Here is a 20443-nt window from a genome sequence, read left to right on the forward strand (position 1 = left end):
CTAGAAAGAAGGTTTGATATGAATATTTCTGCAGTAATAAAACTTACTGTATCGATGGCCATTTTCGGCTCCATTGGCTTTTTCACCATTCATACTGGTTTACCAGCTATAGAGCTAGTCTTTATCCGTTGTATTTGTGCTACTCTCTTCCTCGGCTTTTTGTGGCTAATGACAGGTGGCCATAAAACTGAAGTATGGGACAAAAAAGAAGTAGCACGTACACTACTATGCGGTGTCTTTATCGTATTGAATTGGGTATTTTTATTTAAAGCATTTGAAGAAATGTCAATCTCCATTGCTATTTCCATTTATAATCTAGCACCGATTTTTGTGCTTATATTAGGGGCTCTGTTGTTAAAGGAAAAAATGACAGTACAAGCGCTTGTCGCAACATTGACTTGTTTTATCGGAAGTATTTTTATCATCGGTCTACATAATTTTATTTCATTATCTGAATTTATGCAGTCTGGCTTCGTTTGGGCGTTACTCTCTGCTCTCTTTTATGCATTTACAATGTTAACGAGCAGAACGATACAAAATTTAAGCTCCTATGCCCTTACGTTTATACAAACAACAGTTGGTATCGTCATGCTTTTACCTTTTGTGGATTTTTCACTATTTGAAGTGTTAACAACAACGAATTGGCTTTATATTTTAGGTACAGGTTTTATTCATACTGGATTCGTTTATTATTTATTTTTCGATAGTATCCGCAACCTTTCTACGATACTAGTTTCTGTTTTAGTATTCGTAGACCCTGTTGTAGCTATTTTATTAGATATGTTATTGCTGGATTTCATGCCGAGCATTATGCAAACTGTAGGCATTGTTTTAATATTTGGGGGAATTTTTTATACGATTTACCTCCCAAAGCAAAAAGCTAAGTTATCGTAAAAGGGGGTATTATATGCGTAAATTGTATACAATCGGTGAGCTGTTAATTGACTTTACCCCTACTGAACAAAGTGACTCGCTTTGTTCAGTAGAACAATTCACAAAAAATGCTGGAGGTGCCCCTGCTAATGTAGCTGCGGTCTGTGCAAAATTGGGGCACCCAGCTGCCCTACTATCACAAGTAGGGCAAGATGCATTTGGTGACTTTTTAATCCATACCGTCAAACAAGCGGGCGTGGACACCCAATATATTGCGCAAACAACTGAAGGTGAAACAAGCCTCGCCTTTGTATCTTTGTCAGCAGATGGTGACCGAGATTTTTTATTTTACCGCAGAAATGCCGCTGATTTACTATATCAACCAGAACAATTACCAGCTAATTTACTTACAGCAAAAGACATCCTTCACTTTTGCTCGGTGAACTTAGTGGACAGTCCGATGAAGCAAGCACATGAGGCTATCATTGAGCAAGCACATCAAACAGGCTGTCTCGTTTCTTTTGATCCGAACGTACGACTCCCTCTTTGGCAAGACGCTGAATTATGTCGACAAACGATTTTAAAATTTATTCCGCGTGCGCATATCGTAAAACTTTCTGACGAGGAACTATCATTTTTAACGCATCTAGACGATGAGCAACATGCCGTTCAATCATTATTCCAAGGGAAGGTTCAAGTTATTTTCGTGACCCATGGTGCACAAGGCGCTAGTCTTTATACGAGGCAACAACATGTGAAAGCTGCTGCAAATGTTGTGCAAGCAATTGATACGACAGGTGCAGGTGATGCCTTTATCGGAGCCATCTTAAGTGTTTTATTGCAAAAAAACATAACAGTAGAGACAGTCGAAAACTTTTGCGAAACATTTGCTACTCCCCTACTTTCCTTCGCCAATCGATATGCTGGCGCTTCCACAACAAAACATGGTGCCATCGCATCTTTTCCAACGACATGATGTCCCAGTATCATTTTAAACAACAAACTCCCTTTTGAAAAAATCAAAATGGAGTTCGTTTTATCGATTTCTTCAAAATCCATACATATTCTATCTTTTATTAATATACCTACTAACTGGCTAACACGAACATGTTCCGGGTGAATTTATTAAGGTTACATAATCTTACAAAGAAATACGCTTCCTTTTATTCTCTTCTTATTCATTTATATTAAATATTTTATACTTTCGCTTTCTATATTATCACTAGACAAAAAATATAAAATTACTATAAAATTTAATTATCCTCACTGTCGTCGCAGGAACTTAATTCAACACTATAACTTAATATTCTACATTTACTTCATATGTTTATGAAGAGTATAACCAAAATAAAAAAGTTACGGTTACAATGAGCAAACTGTACACAACTTAGAGAATTTCGCGATGATTGCTACTGTTTGAATGTACTTGCTTAGTTAATCACCAGATTAAACACAAATATAAATGAGTCGCTACTTAATTAAATTCGTTTTATAGAAACGAGCAAAAATGTGCTTGTACACTAATTCAGGCAGTACCGTCTCATAAAGTTATTTAGTTTCTGTCGCACCAGTCTGAGGTTATAGTAAATAATGGATGTGCACTATCTCTACTTGAGTGTCTTTGTTATTTATTAAAACCAAGTCGATTTAAAAATAAGAGCATTCAAAATTTAAAAATGCGACACTAGTGAGTTAATTTGAAAGATAAGGAGAAGGATAAAATGGGAAAGAAATTGTCGATAAAAATTTACAAATTTTTCACGGTCCTTTTTGCTTTCGCTTGTATTCTCTTTATTACAAATAACAGCGCATCAGCAGCTGAGTTAAGTCAACAAGAAAAAGAACAATTACATCAACAATATATAGAAATTTTAAACGAAGTAAAATCCACATATACATGGGGAGACGGTCTAGTAGATATTGAAGTTTCTCCAATTGAGGATTTTGAAGAAGAGGCTTGGGTTTCTCTAGAAGTGTTTAAACAACGAGCAATTGAGAGGGTACAATCTAGCGTTGTTGAGATTCCTTTGAAAGGATTCGAAGAAGATTGGACATCAGAAGAAGTAGTTAAACAACAAGCAATTGAGGTTACACAAGCTAACGCCGTAGCAGCTCTTTCAAATACAATAACGCCATTCTCTACTACTTCTGCATCACGTAAGGTCAGAGTTATACATGGTTCAACTCCTGTTGATATAGCAGTATCTGCAACTTTTACAACACAGCTAGCTGGTGGTCGTCAAGTATTTGCTAGCTATTCTAATTTACGCACCACTGCTTTAGATGGTAATTTTATGCGAACAGGAGTAAACGCTCGTATTACTGGTTTAGGCAGTACTTATGCATTCACTATCGGTGGAGAAGTAAATTACCTTGGTTTTACAACTCAACATACATTAAATACAAGCTTCATATGTTTGCCAACTGGTGTCGTTTTATAACATAATTGAAAACCAAATTACTTTATGAGACATCTAACGTTCAAAAAAAAAGAGTAGCAATCATCTCTGCTACTCTTTTTCTTCTTTTTCATTAATCAACAACATCGCCCTCCTTTGAAAATCATTATGCTGGTGCATCCACAACAAAACATGGTGCCATTACATCTTATCCAACGAAACATGATGTACTATTATCGTTTTAAATCAAAAAACTCCATTTTGAAATAATTCAAAATGGAGTTTGCTTTATCAATTTTCTTCAAAATCTATACATATTCGATCAGTCATTAATGAACCGACTAATTGGCTTACACGAACATGGTCAGGGTGAATTTGATATTGTTGCAAATGCTCTTCACTTTCAAATAGACTGTTTAAAAGTACTTGTCGGTTACTAGATGCTAATGGATTTGTGATAACATGTAATGAGATAATTCCACTAATTTTATCTGTTAGGCTTTCTAACTCTGTTTTGACGATTTGTGCATTTTGCGCTTGTTGCTCTTCGTTAAATTCATCTTTATGATTCCACATCACAATATGTCTAATCATGTACATATCCCCTCCGACACATCTTTTTTAATAATCATATAGAGTCGTCTATTAAATTTCAATACTAGTAATTTTGACAATTTTTATTTTTTTGAACAATATTCGTAAATTTATACGTCTAATCATTAAAAGACAAGTAAGGTGGTAGTTTTATGGAGCAGCTAGTGGACGAATACGGTGAATACCTATTCCATCTAAGCTATTTATATGTGAAAGATCGGCAACTCGCTGAGGAAATTACGCAGGATGTATTTTTTACATTTGCCATAAAGGGCGACGCTTTTCGCAAAGATGCATTATTGAAAACGTATTTAACAAGAATATTAATTAATCGCTGTCACGATGAATTACGCAAAATGAAGCGCAAAAACGTCCTGCAATTTTTAACACCCTTTTGGACAAACGAAAAATCAGCCGAACAGGAAGTCATGCGCCAACAGCAATTTCTTTCGTTAAAACAAGAAGTAATGAAGTTACCGATTCACTATCGGGAAGTCATTATATTGTTTTATTACGAGGAATTTGAGGCATCGGAAATAGCCGATTTGCTAAATCTTTCTCAAAACACAGTTCGCACAAGATTACGTAGAGGAAAAGAATTACTTAAATCAAAGTTATCGGTACATAAAGCACAAGGGGACTACTTAACACATTATTCATTAGTAGCGCGACAAACACGTTCGGAAATTGAAGAGTATATAGATAAACAAAAATTTAAAAAATATTATTATACAAAGGAAATTCAGATGCTTATTAGTGCTTATAATTATAATGGTATTGAGAAAGCAGAATTTGAACAACTAAGTGAAACGCAAGGCACTATAATTTTAAGATTCAAGGATTTTACATTAAATATTAATTTCGTTAAAAATGAACAAGGTGTATGGCATCCTAACACTAAGTAAATTTAATAAAAAGGTCTTCTCAAAATCATTGAGAAGGCCTTTTTTGTTTCAATCGTTTGACGCGCAAAATTAAGCTTTGTTAAATTGCTTTTTCATTAAAATATGCGGAATACCTGCGTCCATATATTCTTCACCTGTACGCGTATAACCGAGCTTCTCATAAAAGCCTTCTGCATATACTTGCGCACTTAGCTTCGACTTCGTTAAGCCCTTTTCTTGTGCTAACTTTTCTAGCGTTTGAATAATCACTTTTCCTAGCCCATATTTGCGGTATTCCTCTAAAATACAAATTCGCTCAAGCTTCCCATAGCCATCTACAACACGTAAACGACCTGTACCAACTGGCTGCGCATTGACAGAGACAAGAATGTGTTCACATGCCGCATCGAGCGCATCAAATTCATCGTATTCTTCTGAAGCAGGAATTTGTTGTTCTTCTATAAAGACAGCTTTCCGAATAGCAAAAGCTGTTTGCAAATCATCTTCTGTTGTAATTAGTGTTGTTGTCATGTAGAGTACCTCCTCGAACTTTCCCATGCGTAATCTATTTAGTATAGAACGTTTTTTATCTCCATGACAATAGCGTTTTTACGATTTTGAACGAGGATCCAAATAATCACGCAGAGCGTTGCTCAGCATATACAATCCTAACACTAGCATCGTAATTGCTCCTCCAGGTGCAAATGTATACCAGGATGCTTTTACTAAATACGCTTGAGAATCTTTTAACATGCGTCCCCAGCTAGGATTTGGTGGTTGTACACCAAGCCCTAAATAACTAAGTGCTGCTTCAGCGAGCATTGCTGTCGCAAAAGTAACCGTGGCAGCAACAATAATTTGTGAGGAAATATTGGGTAAAATATGACGAAACATTATTTTATAGGGCTTTACTCCAATTAATTTAGCAGCTAATACATATTCGGCATCACGATGCTGGACATAACCACTACGTGCAATTCTAGCGATGGCTGGAATAGCGATAACCCCGAGTGCTATCGCCGTATTGACTACGCCAGGTCCAAAAACAGCCACTAACATTAGCGCTAAAATAATTCCTGGAAATGCCATTAAAGCATCCATCAAACGCATAAAAATTTCATCTACCCAGCCACCGATATATCCCGCTATACCTCCGATTAAAATACCAAATGATGAGCCGATGAATACTGTTAATAAACCGACAGCAAATGCTGTTTGTGTGCCTTTCATCGTCCGACTAAAAATATCACGCCCAAATTCATCTGTCCCAAAGAGATACTTACTACTTGGACTGTGCAATTTTTCTGGTATATTCATCGTATTGACATCATGCGGTGTATAAAAGAAGCTAATGACCATTACAAGTAAAAATCCGACGATGACGAGTAGACCAATGATTAAATTTATATTTTTCATGTAGCGCTGTATAGTTTGCATTGCATCCACCTCTCATCGTAATCGGATTCTTGGATCTAAAACAGAATATAAAATATCGACGATAAAATTAATTACAACTACTGCAACTGTAATATACATAACAATCCCTTGTACTAAAGGGAAGTCTCGATTACTGATAGCAGTAATTAGTAGCTGGCCCACACCTGGCAATGAAAATACTTGCTCGACAATAATTGTTCCTGCGACCACTTCTGCCATAATTAATCCAAAGACCGTTAATATCGGTATCATCGCATTTTTTAAAACATGCTTATACATGACATTTTGCTCTGACATACCTTTACTGCGTATTGTTCGAACATAATCAAGTTGCATTTGCTCTAAAATAGCCGTTCGCACGTAACGGAAGTTGACAGCAATTTGAGGTATAGCAATTGTTAACGCTGGAAGGACAAGCGTACTTAACGCACCAGATATACTTTGTGTCCATGGGATATAGCCACTAATTTTAAAAAAGCTAAATTTCATTCCGACATATAAAATAAGCATCATCCCTAGCCAAAATGAAGGGACAGCCATGCCGATTTGTGTCAATGTCGATAATGACACATCACTCAGCTTATTTTGTCGTCTCGCTGCAAACATGCCAAGCGGCAAAGAAACGAGTAATACAATGGTTAGTGTGAGCAATGCTAATGACATCGTTACAGGAAGTCTATCAAACAATAAATCTTTTACAGGCATTGAGAAACGAATTGAATTGCCTAATTCCCCTGTCAATAACCCCTTCATCCAATCAGCGTATTGTTCATAAAGGGGTCGGTCCAAACCAAGCTCAGACCGCAAATTTTCAATTTGTGTAGGATCTGCTTCCGTTCCTAACATTGTTCGAACAGGATCCCCAGGTAAAATTTGAAAAACACCAAATGTAATGATCGACACTAGAAGAATTGTTGTTATTAACAGGATGAATCGACGTATAATATACATCATTTGTAATCATCTCTTTCTAGTTTGAGAATTTTACCTCCGACATATCGTGGAACCAGAATGGATAGCTCTTCAGACCTGTCACTTGCTTATCAGACCCCCACACGATCTGGTAATCAGCCACATAAACGGACACTGCCTGCTCTGCTAAAATTTCTTGCGCACGTTGGTAATAGTCGATTTGCTTTGCAGTATCTGTTTCTTTTAAGACGTCTGCCATAATTTTGTCGTATTCCTCATTTTTAAATAAGAAGAAGTTTTCACTGTCATTTGTAGAAATATAGTCATTTAGTATTTCAAAGGCAGATGCACGCCCTGTTAGATCGATCGTCGTCATATTATAGTCGCGGCCGAAGTACACACGATCAAGCCAAATCCCCCACTCCACTACTTCAATTTCTACATCCACACCTATTTCCTTTAAGTTTGCCGCAACAATTTGCGCTATATTTGAATAAATATCATTATGTGAAGATACAGTAATTTTTGTTTTAAAGCCGTCTGGGTAACCCGCTTCTGCTAATAATGCTTTCGCCTTTTCCACATCAAGCTTGTACATGTCTTCTAAACCTTTCTTTTGATAGTCCCCCATTGCAGGACTCATGTTCGAGCCAAGTGGTACGGCATAGCCTGCAAATACCGAATCAATAATATCCGATTTACTAATTGCATAGTTCATCGCCTGACGTACTTTCACATTATCAAACGGCGCTTTCGTTTCATTAAACGTCACGATTAAGGAAGAGTTATTGTTTTGATGCGATAAATGATGACTACTCTCAACTTCATTAACACGTTGCCAAGGAACACTTGTTAAGTCCACCTCATTTGCCATTAGGCTCATAATGGCTGCTTGATCGTCCGATTGGAAGGTAAAAGTTACTTTATCTAAATAAGGCAAACCTTCCTTCCAATAGCTATCATTCTTTTTCAATATTAAATTTGAACCAGGAGCGTATTTTACATAGGCAAATGGGCCAGTCCCTATTGGATTTTCATTGTGTTTGCCATCATTACTTTTCGGTATAACTGCTGATTGGCGAGCAGTCAGCGAATATAAGAAATTAGAATTCGGTTCTTTTAACTTAATAACAAAGGTCGAAGCATCTGGTGCTTCAGTAGACGCCACATTATCAAAATTATTGGACATTTTTTCTCCACCACTTTTGCCCATTAAGCGATCAAAGGAATATTGAATATCTTCAATTGTTAACTCCTCACCGTTATGAAATTTTACACCTGGACGGATTTTAAATGTATAGGTTAAACCATCTTCTGAAATCTCATATCTTTCCGCTAGTCCTTCTTTTAATGACCCATCTGTTTCAGGTGCCATCAGCCCTTCAAACATATTAAGAATCATTTGGTAGGATATAGACGCTGTCGCTTTATGAGGATCTAAAAAATCGGGATCATCATTAATACGGACAACAATTTCTTGCGGTGTTTCTGTTGTTACAGGCGCGTTTGTACTGACTTGATTTGTATTTTTCTTGTCCTCATCATTTGAACACGCGCTAATAATTAGCCCAACTAGCAATAACAGCATTAGTAAAAACCAATTTCTACTCTGCTTCAAATTGTTTCTCCCCCTTTGCCCCTTGAACATATTTTGAAATACTTATATAGCTTTCAACCTCTTCTAATTTTGTCGCACATTTTACCCCAGCAATAATAGCTTGCTCTACGACCTTAGTTGCCAAGTGTCCAAGATAGTCCACTGGATACGTTTGATGCCCTGTACCTAAAACAAAAATCGTATCGCCATCTAGCATTGTATGAACAGGATAAATTGTTCGGGCTAACGCATTTTGTGCAAGCTGTGCAATTTTTTTCGCCTCTGCCTTTGATAACTTCGCATTCACAGCAACAACGCCAATGGTCGTATTTGTGCCAGCCAGTGCCTGTGATTGTCCATGCTCTTCTAAATACGTACAGCTATCCAGCCATTGTCCCGTTTCTCGGTTACGAGCTCCCGCAATGGTTACTCTTGTATTAGGATCTTTAATATCACCGACTGCATTTACCGCTACAAGAGCTCCTGCAACTAGCCCCTCCTTGCCTTCTAGTGAACTACTGCCTAATCCTCCTTTCATACAATATTGAGGACCTGCTAGCTTCCCAACTGTCGCACCATATCCCGCGCCAATATTGCCGTTTTTAAAAGGGCCAACTGTCGCATTTTTCGCCGCCTCATAGCCCATTTGTGCTGTTGGTCTTGTATGTGCATCACCGATAAATAAATCAAACAATACCGCACTTGGTACAATCGGTATTTTTGCAATACCTGCATCTACTCCAACACCATGCTCCTCTAAGTAAGACATCACACCTGTTGCGGCATCTAGGCCAAATGCACTCCCACCAGCTAAGCAAATGCCATGCACTTGCTGAATTTCATTGATGGGATCAAGAGCATCCGTTTCACGAGTACCTGGTGCAGAGCCTCGAACATCGACGCCACAAACTGCGCCATCTTCTACTAGAATGACGGTGCATCCCGTTATACCGTTTTTATTTTCTGCATGACCTACTTTCACGCCAGGTACGTCTGTTATATTGCCGAACATTTAAACACCTCCTCTTCAAATAAATTGAATATTCAGATTTTTATTCATGTAAAAAACAGGCTACTTGCTGCTGCGCATTTATTTGTTGCAATGTAGGTCGCTCCAGTCGACATTTCTCCATAACATATGGACAGCGAGTATGAAATACACAGCCAATCGGTGGATTCATAGGGCTTGGTAGCTCCCCTTGTAAAGGCACTAATTGCTTTGGCTCATCAAAATTCACAGTTGGAATCGCCGATAGTAACGCCTTTGTATATGGATGGAGGGGGTTGGCATACAACTCTCTTTTCGCACCTATTTCTACTACTCTCCCTAAATACAGCACTGCAACCCGATCACTAATATGTTTCACAACACTTAAATCATGCGAAATAAATAAATACGTTAAATGAAATTCATCCTGTAAATCCATCATTAAATTAAGTACTTGCGATTGTATTGAAACATCTAATGCAGAAACAGGTTCATCTGCAATAATAAATTCTGGATTAATGGCAAGTGCGCGAGCAATACCAATTCGTTGTCGTTGCCCACCCGAGAATTCATGTGGAAATTTATGCATAGCATCTTCAGGTAAACCGACCTTTTGTAAAAGCTCACTAACTCGTTTCTTGCGTTGCTCTTTAGACAATGTTAATTGTAATGCCATCGGTTCTTCTATAATGGCACCGATACGCATCCGTGGATTTAATGATGCGAATGGATCTTGAAAAATCATTTGCATTTGGTTGCGATATTTTTGTAAATGACGTCCCTTCAAGTGATGAATAGGTTGACCTTTATATAAAATTTCCCCATCTGTCGGTTCAACAAGCTTTAAAATTGTGCGTCCAAACGTGGACTTACCTGACCCTGACTCTCCTACAATCCCAAGTGTCTCACCACGGAAGATTTCAATTGAAATATCATCAACAGCCTTGACGACTTTTTTCTCTTCCTTCATAGACTTGCGTTTCACCGAAAAATAGGCTTTTAAATGATGAATTTCAAGTAAAACTTCTCTCTCCGTCATGTGCAAGTACTCCTTCCTCCGTGAATAAATGACACCTTACGCTATGATTATGTTGGATATGTCTAGTTTCTGGCGTTACTTGACGACAATGCTTCATCACAAATGGACATCGTGGTGCGAAACGACAGCCATTCGGCAGTGCATAGGCTGGTGGCACAGTACCAGGGATAGAAGGTAATCTAGTCATCTCTGTTTCAAGACTAGGCATCGTTTTTAATAAGGCAGCTGTGTAAGGATGTTTGGGTTGAAGAAAAATTTCTCGCACAGGCGCTTCTTCCACAATTTGCCCTGCATACATAACCATCACACGATCTGCTGTTTCAGCAACTACACTCATATCGTGTGTAATAAACAAAATGGCTGAGTGCTGTTCTTTTTTCATTTTCATCATTAACTTTAAGATTTGCGCTTGCACAGTTACATCTAATGCCGTTGTAGGCTCATCTGCGATTAATAGCTGTGGATTATTGGACATCGCGATGGCAATCATAACACGCTGTCGCATCCCACCTGATAACTGATGGGGATATTCTGTGATAATTTTTTCTGCATTGGCAATGCCCACTTCTTTTAATAGTTGAAGTGACATTTCTCTTGCTTGTTTTTTAGAGACTTTTTGATGTCTTCGAATCGCTTCCATTATTTGATTGCCAATTGTAAAAACGGGATCAAGAGATGTCATCGGCTCTTGAAAAATCATACTCACTTCATTGCCGCGAATCCTGCTCATCTCTTTATTTTTATAATGTAAAAGATTTTTTCCATTTAAAAGAATGTCACCTTTCGTAATTTCACCAGGTGGCATCGGAAGCAAACGCATTATCGACAACGAAGTTATACTCTTGCCACTGCCCGACTCTCCAACAAGTGCAACGGTTTCACCTTTATGAATCACAAAGCTTACATCATCAACTACTTTTGCCTTTTTGCCATTTTTTAAATGAAATTGAACATTTAAATGTTGAACCTCCAACAACACCTGCTTGTCTTTTGCCTGTTCCATATCCTACCCTCCTACTCACTATCGTGATTGGGTGTTGAATAACGTATCGCAATATTTTTCATTTGTGTATAATTTCTTAATGCAACAAAGCCCTTTTCACGTCCGATGCCACTCTTTTTATAACCTCCAAATGGCATTTGAATTCCGCCTGCTGCGCCATAATTATTGACGAACACTTGTCCAGCCTTCACCCGACTTGCCACATAATGTGCTGTGTCTAAATCTTTTGACCAAACACCTGCCACTAATCCATAGTCTGTCCCGTTTGCTAATGCAATCGCTTCATCTATTGATGTAAACGTCAATATTGTTAACACTGGTCCGAAAATCTCCTCCTGCGCCAGTGCAGCATTGGCATCTACGCCATCGAGAATCGTTGGTTGAATAAAATAGCCTTTTTCATAGCCTTTAATCGTAATCGTTTCGCCACCAGAGATAACATAGCCATTTTCTTTCGCCTGCTTCAACAGTGTGGAAATCTTCAAATATTGCTGTTGATTTAACAGTGGCCCCATATCAACATCCGCTTCCCCTGGACCAATCTTTAAAGTTTGAAATTTCTTCACTAGCTTTGCAACGAACATCTCTTTCACGTCTTTTTCAATAAGCAACCGTGCTCCTGCCGAACAGGTTTGCCCAGCATTTTGAATAATGGCTCGCATTACCCCTTCTAAAGCCTGTTCCATCGGCGCATCTTTAAATACAATATTCGGCGATTTGCCACCCAATTCTAATGTGACAGGTACAATGTTTTGAGCCGCTGCTTTCATCACTTCAATGCCTGTAGGGACCGAGCCTGTAAATGTAATATGATTAATATCAGTATGTGTCGTTAAAAATGGTCCTACATCACGACCTAAACCTGTAATATGCTGAAAAATTCCTCTCGGCAATTTATCAGCAAACCATTTCGTCATAGCATGTGTCGTCAGTGGGGTATCCTCCGCACTTTTAACGATGACAGCATTCCCTGTTGCGATAGCTGCGGCAACGCTTCTTGCAGTAATTTGTAACGGATAGTTCCATGGCACAATATGGACAGTAACCCCAACTGGTTCTAAAACGACCGCATTTAAAATACCGTCTTCGATAGGAATGGTGTCACCCATAATTTTGTCTGCCGCCCCACCGTAAAATTCAAAGTAGCGAGCAGCGGCTTCCACATCTGCCCGCGCCTGTGTCAAAGGCTTACCCACATCACGACACTCTAGCAAACTCCATTCTTCAGCATGCATGCGAATATATTGTGCTAATTGGATAAGTAGCTGACCACGCTCATAAGCTTTGACTTGGCGCCACTCTTCACTTTCATATGCATGACGAGCCGCTCGAACCGCCTCGTCTACCTGTTCCTTACTAGCATTCTTTATTTGCGCGAGCACTTCACCAGTAGATGGATTGACAACATCTATTAATCCCTGACCATCGCCTTGTACCCACTTACCATTTATTAGCATTGGAATAACTTGCATCGTACCCCTCCTATAAGCCACGGCCACCGTCAACATGTAATGTTGTGCCTGTCACCATTGTTGATTTATCTGATAGTAAATAATTTACTGCACCTGCTATATCAGTTGGATCGACTAAACGGCCAAGTGGCACTGATTGGATAAAGACATCTTGCTTTGTTTGCTCTGCATTTGCACCTTCTGCTGTAAACTGTGCTAACATCTGTGTATTCGCTGGTCCTGGATGAATTGTATTAACACGAATTTGATGTGATGCAAGCTCAATCGCCAGCCCACGCGTAAAGCTTTCCGCCGCTCCTTTTGAAGCAATATAAGCCTGCAAGCCAGGACGGGGACGCACTGCCGAAATCGATGCAATCGTCACAATCGAGCCTTTTTTTCGCTCCTTCATATATGGAACAACGGCCTTCGTTGTTATAAATAAACTTTTCACATTTACGTCCATAAGGCGATTCCACTCATCCATCGTTACTTGCTCAATTGGAGTTGCAGCCTGTGCGATTCCAAGCGCATTAACAAGTCCATCAATGCGCCCATATTTCGCGAAAACCTCTTGTGTAATTGCCTGAATGCTTTCTTCTTGCAAAACATTGACCTCGTACGTTTGTAAAGATTCATGCGCTAGATTAGTCAGTGAGGCAACTGATAAATCGATACCAATTACAATATTTCCTTGCTCAAGCTGCTCTTGAATTATTGCTTTGCCCATTCCACCACCAGCACCTGTCACAATAAGTACTTGCTGTGCCACCGCCATCTTACACACCCCCTGCTGTTTGTTTTATGTTTACAAGCGCCCGACAAATGGCATCCCCCATTTGTGAGGTTGTCGCTTGCCCTCCAATATCCGCTGTTTTTACGACACCCTCTTTAAGCACGGCTTCAATCGCTGAAACAACTCGTTTTTCTGCGTCTGCTCTCCCAACATGCCCAAGCAATAATCCAAGAGACCAAATTTGTGCAATCGGATTGGCAATCCCTTTCCCCGCAATATTAGGAGCGGAACCATGCACTGGCTCGAACATCGATGGAAACTCCTTTTCAGGATTTAAATTTGCTGAGGGAGACAGCCCAAGTCCCCCGACAATGGCTGACCCTAAATCCGATAAAATATCGCCAAATAAATTGGAAGCCACAATAACTTCAAAATCTTGAGGACGCTCTACAAAATAAGCGACTAATGCATCTATATAAATAGATTCTAGCGTTAATGTTGGCGAGGCTTTTTCCACAATATGTTTCGTATGCGCATCCCAAAATTTCATAGAATGAATAATGGCATTTGATTTTGTAGCACTTGTAATTTTCGACTTACCATATTTACATGCATAGTCACAGGCTGCTTGTACAATTTTTTCAACGCCGAGCCGTGTCATAATCGTATTTTGAATGGCCATTTCCTGTGGCTGATTAGGATACATATGGCCCCCGCTATTGGAATATTCACCTTCTGTATTTTCACGAAAAATAACCATATCAATGTCCTTACCATTTGCCAGTGGTGACACAATACCTTGCAGTGATTTGACTGGTCTGAAATTCACATATTGCTGGAATTGCTTGCGAATGGGCATAATAAATTCCCAAACTGTAACATCATCAGGTACACGAGCGTCACCAATCGCACCAAATAATATCGCATCATAGTTCCTTAATATTGCAAGTGCATCCTTTGGCATCATAGAGCCATGTTGCACATAATAATCTGAACTCCACGGAAAAATGGTTGTTTCAATTTGTAAAGTTGGGTCATCCACCTTTAGTTGCTCGAGCACTTTTAACGCTTCCACCATGACTTCCTTGCCTATGCCATCTCCTGGAATAACTGCGATTTTGATCATTACGCTTCCCCTGCTAAAAACTTTACTGCTGCTAAACGGTAAATGGCCGTCGTTTCTGCAAGCTCTTCGATATCAACATACTCATCAATTTGATGTGGGATTTCACGATCTCCAGCCCCAACTGTGACAATTGGTACGCCATGTACATGAAGGAAAGTGCCGTCCGTTGCACCTGGCACACCGTTATAAATCGGCTCTTTTTGTGTCACTTCTGCCACTGCCTCGTAAATAGCTTGTACAACAGGTTCTTCTTTCGCAGTAGCGGTTGCTGGGCGATTATCAAGTACAGTAAGCTCCACTTTGAAGTCTGGATCATCTGCTTGTAGTCGTTGAATAATGGCATCAATTTTCCCAAGTAATTCATCATGATCCTGTGCTGGTACGGTGCGAATATCGAGCGTCGTCATACAATGATCAGGAATGACATTAATTTGCGCATCCCCTTTCACAGGAGCGCGTAAAATCGTTGGCGTAATCGATGGCCAATTGAGCATTGGGTCTTTCCCTAATCGTGCCTGTTCTTCTTGTTCTAACTTTTCAAGCTCGACGATTAAACGTGCCATCCGCCAATTCGGATTAATGCCGCTCCAAGAAATTGCGCCATGTGCCATTTTGCCGAAAATATCGACCTGTAAGCGAATGGCCCCACGCTGTGCAATGCACACATTGTTTTCTTGCGGCTCACAAATGATGGCCCCATCTACGCCATCCGCCCAGCCATTGCGAATAAAATGCTTAATGCCAAGCATAAGTCCCTCTTCATCACATGGAATGCATAAAATAATCTTGCCCGTAAATTCCTCGCCATCTAGTAACAATGACTGACAAGCAGTAATCATACATGCGAGATTCCCTTTTGTATCATTTGTCCCTCGACCATACATACGCCCATCAATGATTTCAGCTCCGAACGGATCATAAGTCCACGCCTCACGATTGCCCTCCGTGACGACATCTGTATGTCCTTCAAATAGTAGGGTTTTCCCTGGCTTCCCCGAATCAATAATGCCAATGACATTTGGTCTTCCAGGTACAACTTCTTCCACAAACGTTTCAATACCGATTGCTCGTAAATATTGCGCCACGTAATTGGCTACTTCCTGTTCATTGCCATGAGGATCATGTTCGCGATAAACACTTTCGATCCGAACGAGCTTTTGTGTTAATGCAATGACCGTTTCTCGATCACGTTTATACGTTTCCGTTGTCTTTATAGTTGGTTCTAGCATTTAGGAAGCCCCCTTTATATTAGTAAAAAATTTACAAATCATATTTTCATATTGTATATTTACTAATATATTGGTTAAATTGATAATCATTCATAGAATCCCATGAAGTTTTTTGCTACTATCCATATGGAAAAATAAGGTGTAACGATGGCAATCTACAAAAAAAACGTCGCCCAAATAGAAAACACTCACCCAAACGCTGTGAGCTCAACGTTTCGGGTGAGTGTTTTGCTTGTTTATAATTTACGAATTTGAAAACCTACTATTTACTTAACTCCCAGCTAATAAATAGTACTCATACTTAGTAAAGTCCATTTTATGCTTGATTTTCTTTTGGAAAAACTCCGCATTATCCTCTGTAATTTTGTATGAGCCTGTGACTGGATGAATAGAAGAGAGTTGAAAAATAGTTTGTAACTCCTCTAAAGACATATCTTTCAATATTTCACTATCTTCTATTATTGTTTCTCCAGGAAAGCTCCATGCCACTTCTCGAATAACATTTTTTTCAGAAAGATAATACGGCGATATCATTTGTTCTACAAAAAGTCTTTGCTCGCTCGCAAATTGTATCGCTTCCTGTTGTATGCTATTAGCACCAATAAATAGATAATAGTCATCACCGAACTGGACAAAGAAATCCTCGGTAATCAGTTGACAATAAATATAATTTCTCAGCGCCATTTTACAGACAATCGGAATTTCATCAATCGTTACTAGCATATCTTCTGCCAATGGAATTGTATCAAACGATGGGTCATATAAAGGCGAAGTTTTATCCACGTTACTCAAACCATACGTCTCAAGATGAATCAGTCGTACGTTCTCAATTTGATAAACCTCAAGAAATTTCATCACCGTATCGACATATGCTTTCTCGACCTGTAAATAGTCGTCTAACGTTAATATTTCTCCAAGAAAAGATTTTCCAATTTCTGAAGCACTTGTCCACTCATCCCTCAAATAATGTCCTTCTGCATTTCGATAAGCAGGATTGTATTTTGTAATCCGCCATTGATAGTCGATTTCTCTGCTCACAGATAGATGCACCTCCATTTTTAAATTTTTAATTAGATATTATCAAAAACCAATCTCCAATTCTTTTAAAAACAGCATCAAAAGTAGCTAATTTAATAGTGTTATTTTTTAATTGTTCTACCTTGTCGGTAATTGCTCGCCTACACCCTATTTACTTCTATTATCTAAAATATCTTGAATCGTATAATCTGCCAGTACGGATTGAAATGTTTTTTCCGCTTTCGCAATAATCATGGAAATAAAACGTTCCGAACCAGTAGATGGCACTGACCAATAAGGTGTTTCATTGTCATTGCCGAGCACGCTATAAATATCTTGCATTGTAATTTGCGCTGGTGCTTTATTAAGGCAATAGCCACCATAGCGTCCACTATGCGCCTGTACATACTCTTGTTCTGCAAGCTTCGCAAGAATTTTTCTGACGAAGGTCGCATCCTCCCCTAGCGTCTCCGCAATATAATTACTTTTTAGTAGCTCATTCGATTCCGCCATTAGGACGATTGCTCGCAATGCGACATGGAACCATTTCGGTCCAAGATCACCCGATTGGATAAGTAGTTGCATTGTCACACCTCCAATTTTCAAAATACTCTATTTTTTATTTGACATCTCTTACCTATTGTACTATATTTTAATTGTGATATTTTAATCACAATTAAAATGATAGCGTTTTCAAAAATAAGGAGGGCATGCAATTGGAAAATCGAGTACATCCTGAGTTAACAACATTCTTATCAGCTATGCAGGAACTAAATTTAACAAGAGAGAATATTGCTGAATCACGTAGTGTCATGAATGAAGCGCTTGGCAACGAAGAAGTAAAAATGGAAAACGTTACAACGACAGAACGCTATATTACTAGTCCTAACGGGGCACCAGATGTACGAATTCGAATTTACGAACCGACTGAAAAATATGGCACGTTGCCTGCTATTTTGTATATCCACGGCGGCGGTTTTATCATTGGGTCTATTGAAATGTTTGATGCAAGTTGTCAAATGCTTGTTTCACAATTAGATTGTGTGGTCGTTTCCGTTGGCTATCGCTTAGCACCAGAGCATCCTTACCCTGCTGGTGTGGAAGATTGCTATACAGCGCTTGAATGGATGGCGGCAAATGCTGATGAATTAGGCATTGATGTAACACGACTTGCAGTACATGGTACGAGTGCGGGAGGCGGATTAACGGCTGCTGTTTCACTCATGGCTCGGGATCGAAAAGGACCTAAAATTGCTTTCCAAATGCCACTATATCCAATGATTGATAATCGTTGTATTTTACCTTCAATTGACGAAATTTCAGATGCTCGTGTATGGAATGGTCCACAAAATCATCTAGCATGGGAAATGTATTTAGGGGCTAATTATGCTGAAGATGCGCCTATTTATGCGGCTCCTCTCCATGCAGAGGATTATAGCAATCTTCCTCCTACGTATACATTTATAGGAGATTTAGATCCATTCCGTGATGAAACAATCGAATATATTGCGAGACTGACAAAGGCGGGTGTACCGACAGAATTCCATCTATATCCAGGGTGCTTCCATGGCTTTGAGCACATGGTCCCTCAAGCAGAAATTAGTCAACGCGCAATTGAAAATTATATGTATGCCTTTAAAAAAGCTTTTGAAAAAGCGGCTTCACCTACTACTTAACTAATCAGCGATTCTGCGGAATTTATCGGCGATTTCCAATGTTCTATCGGTAATTCGCATGGCTCTATCGGCGATTCCTGATGTTCTACCAGCGATTCGCATGGTTCTATCGGCGATTCCTGATGTTCTACCAGCGATTCGCATGGCTCTATCGGCGATTTCAAAATCAACCAATACAACATTTCTGCCGTTGATGTCCGCTGCGGGCGGGGGTTCCTCGGGCACACCATTAGCCTCAGGAGTAGCCGACTCTGCTACTATCAACTATAAAAGAATCACATTCCTTTCTATATCAAGACAACAAAAAGAGCATCTAAATTTAGATGCTCTTGCGAATATTTTTTTATGCTATTATTGCTGACGTGATTCCGTCATTTGCTTCCATACAGAGCCTTTTGCCTCTTCACCTTGTTCGATTCGAGCAATGGCCATTTTCACTTGAAGCTTCACTTCAAACTCTTTATCTTCTTCAGCTGCCTTTAACGCTGGTAATGATTGCTCTGTTCCTACTTCATACAAATACATCGCTGCGCGCCAGCGAACAAGCTTATTTTTATCTTGCAATGCTTGTTGCATCGCCTCTTCAAATTCTACCAAGCCTAGGTCACTCATACAGTCTCCCGCAGTACGGCGCACGGCTGCACTTTTATCATGTAATGCTTTTTCTAAATACGGTACAACTGCTACATCTTCTATCATGCCTAAGTAAACTGTTGCTAGGCGACGAATAGACATTTGTTCATCTTGCAGCGCTAAATCTAATAGTGGTAAGTCATCTAGCTCTGGGTCTGCCATTTGGTCAAGTAATTGGAACCGTTTTTCCCATTCTGGCTGTTGGAACTGCTCGACCGTTATTTTTAATTTAGCAGGCTTTTGGTATACCTTCTCTGTATCATTAATCGTTGCCACAATATCAGCTAAACGTTGTACTGAATAAGTTACATCAATTTCCTGTTTGACCGCTTCAGCAATTTCCTCAAGCTCGCCATAACGAACACCGTAGTCAATCCATTTACGTTGGAAAATATAGTTTTCATCGACATCTGATTCAATAATTTTATTGAAAGCATCGACAAAACGGTCACCACAGCTCACACGGTATTCACGTTGGTTATCAAACACCTTTACTTGCAATGGCACCTGCTTGTAAAACTGTACATGGACATATACTTCGCCATAAAATTCATTGGCAATTTGTATATCGCTAGCTTCAGTAACATCCTCGCCTAATACTTGTCGAATGCTCGATAAAATACTTTCCCATGCGTATTTTGCATTTCGTTCAACTGCAAAGAAATCAGCTACATGATAAACACCTTTAACCCCCTCAATGGTTAAAATAGCTGCCGCTTCCCCAGTAGCTTCGTCTTTATTATCCTTTGTAAAGTTAAAGCTTTTGCCAAACGGTAACTCCGTATCGACAATAATTTTCATAGAATTAGGACTTGGTGTCGGCTCAATTGTAAGTATTTTCATATTATA

21 protein-coding genes are annotated in these 20443 nt (G+C 39.3%); 6 read left to right on the plus strand and 15 right to left on the minus strand.

From position 1 onward, the window contains the following. The first annotated feature begins 18 nt into the window (after window positions 1-18). From ACIQ1H_RS08320 to ACIQ1H_RS08330, 3 genes are all read left to right on the plus strand, one after another. Window positions 19-894 (plus strand): DMT family transporter, encoded by an 876-nt coding sequence (locus ACIQ1H_RS08320; protein WP_172771098.1) that lies wholly within the window; start codon window positions 19-21, stop codon window positions 892-894. A gap of 13 nt (window positions 895-907) precedes the next feature. Next, entirely contained in the window at window positions 908-1849 is a 942-nt protein-coding gene (locus tag ACIQ1H_RS08325) for a carbohydrate kinase family protein (protein ID WP_402887983.1), read from the plus strand. A 745-nt stretch (window positions 1850-2594) separates the two neighbouring features. Then, entirely contained in the window at window positions 2595-3314 is a 720-nt protein-coding gene (locus ACIQ1H_RS08330; protein ID WP_402888591.1) for a hypothetical protein, read from the plus strand. 249 nt (window positions 3315-3563) lie between these two features. Here the strand turns inward: ACIQ1H_RS08330 and ACIQ1H_RS08335 are convergent, their stop codons facing one another. Beyond that, window positions 3564-3866 carry a Dabb family protein gene (locus tag ACIQ1H_RS08335; RefSeq protein WP_402887985.1) on the minus strand — a complete coding sequence of 101 codons (303 nt, stop codon included), beginning with the start codon at window positions 3864-3866 and terminating at the stop codon, window positions 3564-3566. Window positions 3867-4018: 152 nt separating this feature from the next. Here ACIQ1H_RS08335 and ACIQ1H_RS08340 point away from each other — a divergent pair, with 152 nt between their 5' ends. After that, on the plus strand, window positions 4019-4771 hold the full coding sequence (locus tag ACIQ1H_RS08340; protein WP_402887987.1) for a sigma-70 family RNA polymerase sigma factor: 753 nt from the start codon (window positions 4019-4021) through the stop codon (window positions 4769-4771). 69 nt (window positions 4772-4840) lie between these two features. Here the strand turns inward: ACIQ1H_RS08340 and ACIQ1H_RS08345 are convergent, their stop codons facing one another. The 13 genes from ACIQ1H_RS08345 to ACIQ1H_RS08405 form a co-directional block, all read right to left on the minus strand. After that, a complete protein-coding gene (locus tag ACIQ1H_RS08345; RefSeq protein ID WP_402887988.1) occupies window positions 4841-5281 on the minus strand; it encodes a GNAT family N-acetyltransferase in 441 nt (146 codons plus the stop codon). Window positions 5282-5359: 78 nt separating this feature from the next. Then, on the minus strand, window positions 5360-6187 hold the full coding sequence (locus tag ACIQ1H_RS08350; RefSeq protein ID WP_402887990.1) for an ABC transporter permease: 828 nt from the start codon (window positions 6185-6187) through the stop codon (window positions 5360-5362). 12 nt (window positions 6188-6199) lie between these two features. After that, a complete protein-coding gene (locus tag ACIQ1H_RS08355; RefSeq protein ID WP_402887992.1) occupies window positions 6200-7141 on the minus strand; it encodes an ABC transporter permease in 942 nt (313 codons plus the stop codon). Window positions 7142-7157: 16 nt separating this feature from the next. Beyond that, the gene (locus ACIQ1H_RS08360; RefSeq protein ID WP_402888579.1) at window positions 7158-8687 is read right to left on the minus strand and encodes an ABC transporter substrate-binding protein; all 1530 of its coding nucleotides are present in this window, start codon (window positions 8685-8687) and stop codon (window positions 7158-7160) included. A gap of 16 nt (window positions 8688-8703) precedes the next feature. Next, a complete protein-coding gene (locus ACIQ1H_RS08365; protein ID WP_402887994.1) occupies window positions 8704-9708 on the minus strand; it encodes a P1 family peptidase in 1005 nt (334 codons plus the stop codon). A gap of 40 nt (window positions 9709-9748) precedes the next feature. Then, entirely contained in the window at window positions 9749-10723 is a 975-nt protein-coding gene (locus ACIQ1H_RS08370) for an ABC transporter ATP-binding protein (RefSeq protein WP_172771088.1), read from the minus strand. Continuing rightward, window positions 10698-11726 (minus strand): ABC transporter ATP-binding protein, encoded by a 1029-nt coding sequence (locus ACIQ1H_RS08375; RefSeq protein ID WP_402887996.1) that lies wholly within the window; start codon window positions 11724-11726, stop codon window positions 10698-10700. Before ACIQ1H_RS08375 ends, ACIQ1H_RS08370 begins: the two co-directional genes overlap by 26 nt. Window positions 11727-11737: 11 nt before the next feature. After that, on the minus strand, window positions 11738-13198 hold the full coding sequence (locus ACIQ1H_RS08380) for an aldehyde dehydrogenase family protein (RefSeq protein WP_402887998.1): 1461 nt from the start codon (window positions 13196-13198) through the stop codon (window positions 11738-11740). 10 nt (window positions 13199-13208) lie between these two features. After that, a complete protein-coding gene (locus ACIQ1H_RS08385; protein ID WP_402888000.1) occupies window positions 13209-13955 on the minus strand; it encodes an SDR family NAD(P)-dependent oxidoreductase in 747 nt (248 codons plus the stop codon). 1 nt (window position 13956) lies between these two features. After that, the gene (locus ACIQ1H_RS08390; protein ID WP_402888002.1) at window positions 13957-15039 is read right to left on the minus strand and encodes an isocitrate/isopropylmalate dehydrogenase family protein; all 1083 of its coding nucleotides are present in this window, start codon (window positions 15037-15039) and stop codon (window positions 13957-13959) included. Further along, window positions 15039-16268, minus strand: coding sequence for a M20 family metallopeptidase (locus ACIQ1H_RS08395; RefSeq protein ID WP_402888004.1), 1230 nt, complete (start codon window positions 16266-16268; stop codon window positions 15039-15041). The genes ACIQ1H_RS08390 and ACIQ1H_RS08395 overlap by 1 nt, the downstream gene beginning before the upstream one ends. 270 nt (window positions 16269-16538) lie before the next feature. Then, on the minus strand, window positions 16539-17306 hold the full coding sequence (locus tag ACIQ1H_RS08400) for a DUF7683 domain-containing protein (RefSeq protein WP_402888006.1): 768 nt from the start codon (window positions 17304-17306) through the stop codon (window positions 16539-16541). Between the two features lie 147 nt (window positions 17307-17453). After that, on the minus strand, window positions 17454-17870 hold the full coding sequence (locus ACIQ1H_RS08405) for an Rrf2 family transcriptional regulator (protein ID WP_402888008.1): 417 nt from the start codon (window positions 17868-17870) through the stop codon (window positions 17454-17456). A 131-nt stretch (window positions 17871-18001) separates the two neighbouring features. Here ACIQ1H_RS08405 and ACIQ1H_RS08410 point away from each other — a divergent pair, with 131 nt between their 5' ends. Both ACIQ1H_RS08410 and ACIQ1H_RS08415 read left to right on the plus strand, forming a co-directional pair. After that, on the plus strand, window positions 18002-18961 hold the full coding sequence (locus tag ACIQ1H_RS08410) for an alpha/beta hydrolase (protein WP_402888009.1): 960 nt from the start codon (window positions 18002-18004) through the stop codon (window positions 18959-18961). Between the two features lie 58 nt (window positions 18962-19019). Then, on the plus strand, window positions 19020-19322 hold the full coding sequence (locus ACIQ1H_RS08415) for a hypothetical protein (RefSeq protein ID WP_402888011.1): 303 nt from the start codon (window positions 19020-19022) through the stop codon (window positions 19320-19322). On the opposite strand, the gene ACIQ1H_RS08420 is transcribed toward ACIQ1H_RS08415, so the two are convergent. Next, window positions 19313-20437 (minus strand): conserved virulence factor C family protein, encoded by a 1125-nt coding sequence (locus ACIQ1H_RS08420; protein WP_402888013.1) that lies wholly within the window; start codon window positions 20435-20437, stop codon window positions 19313-19315. The genes ACIQ1H_RS08415 and ACIQ1H_RS08420 overlap by 10 nt on opposite strands. Window positions 20438-20443: the final 6 nt, after the last annotated feature.

The organism is Lysinibacillus sp. NPDC097279, from assembly GCF_044761745.1.
Lineage (GTDB): Bacteria > Bacillota > Bacilli > Bacillales_A > Planococcaceae > Lysinibacillus.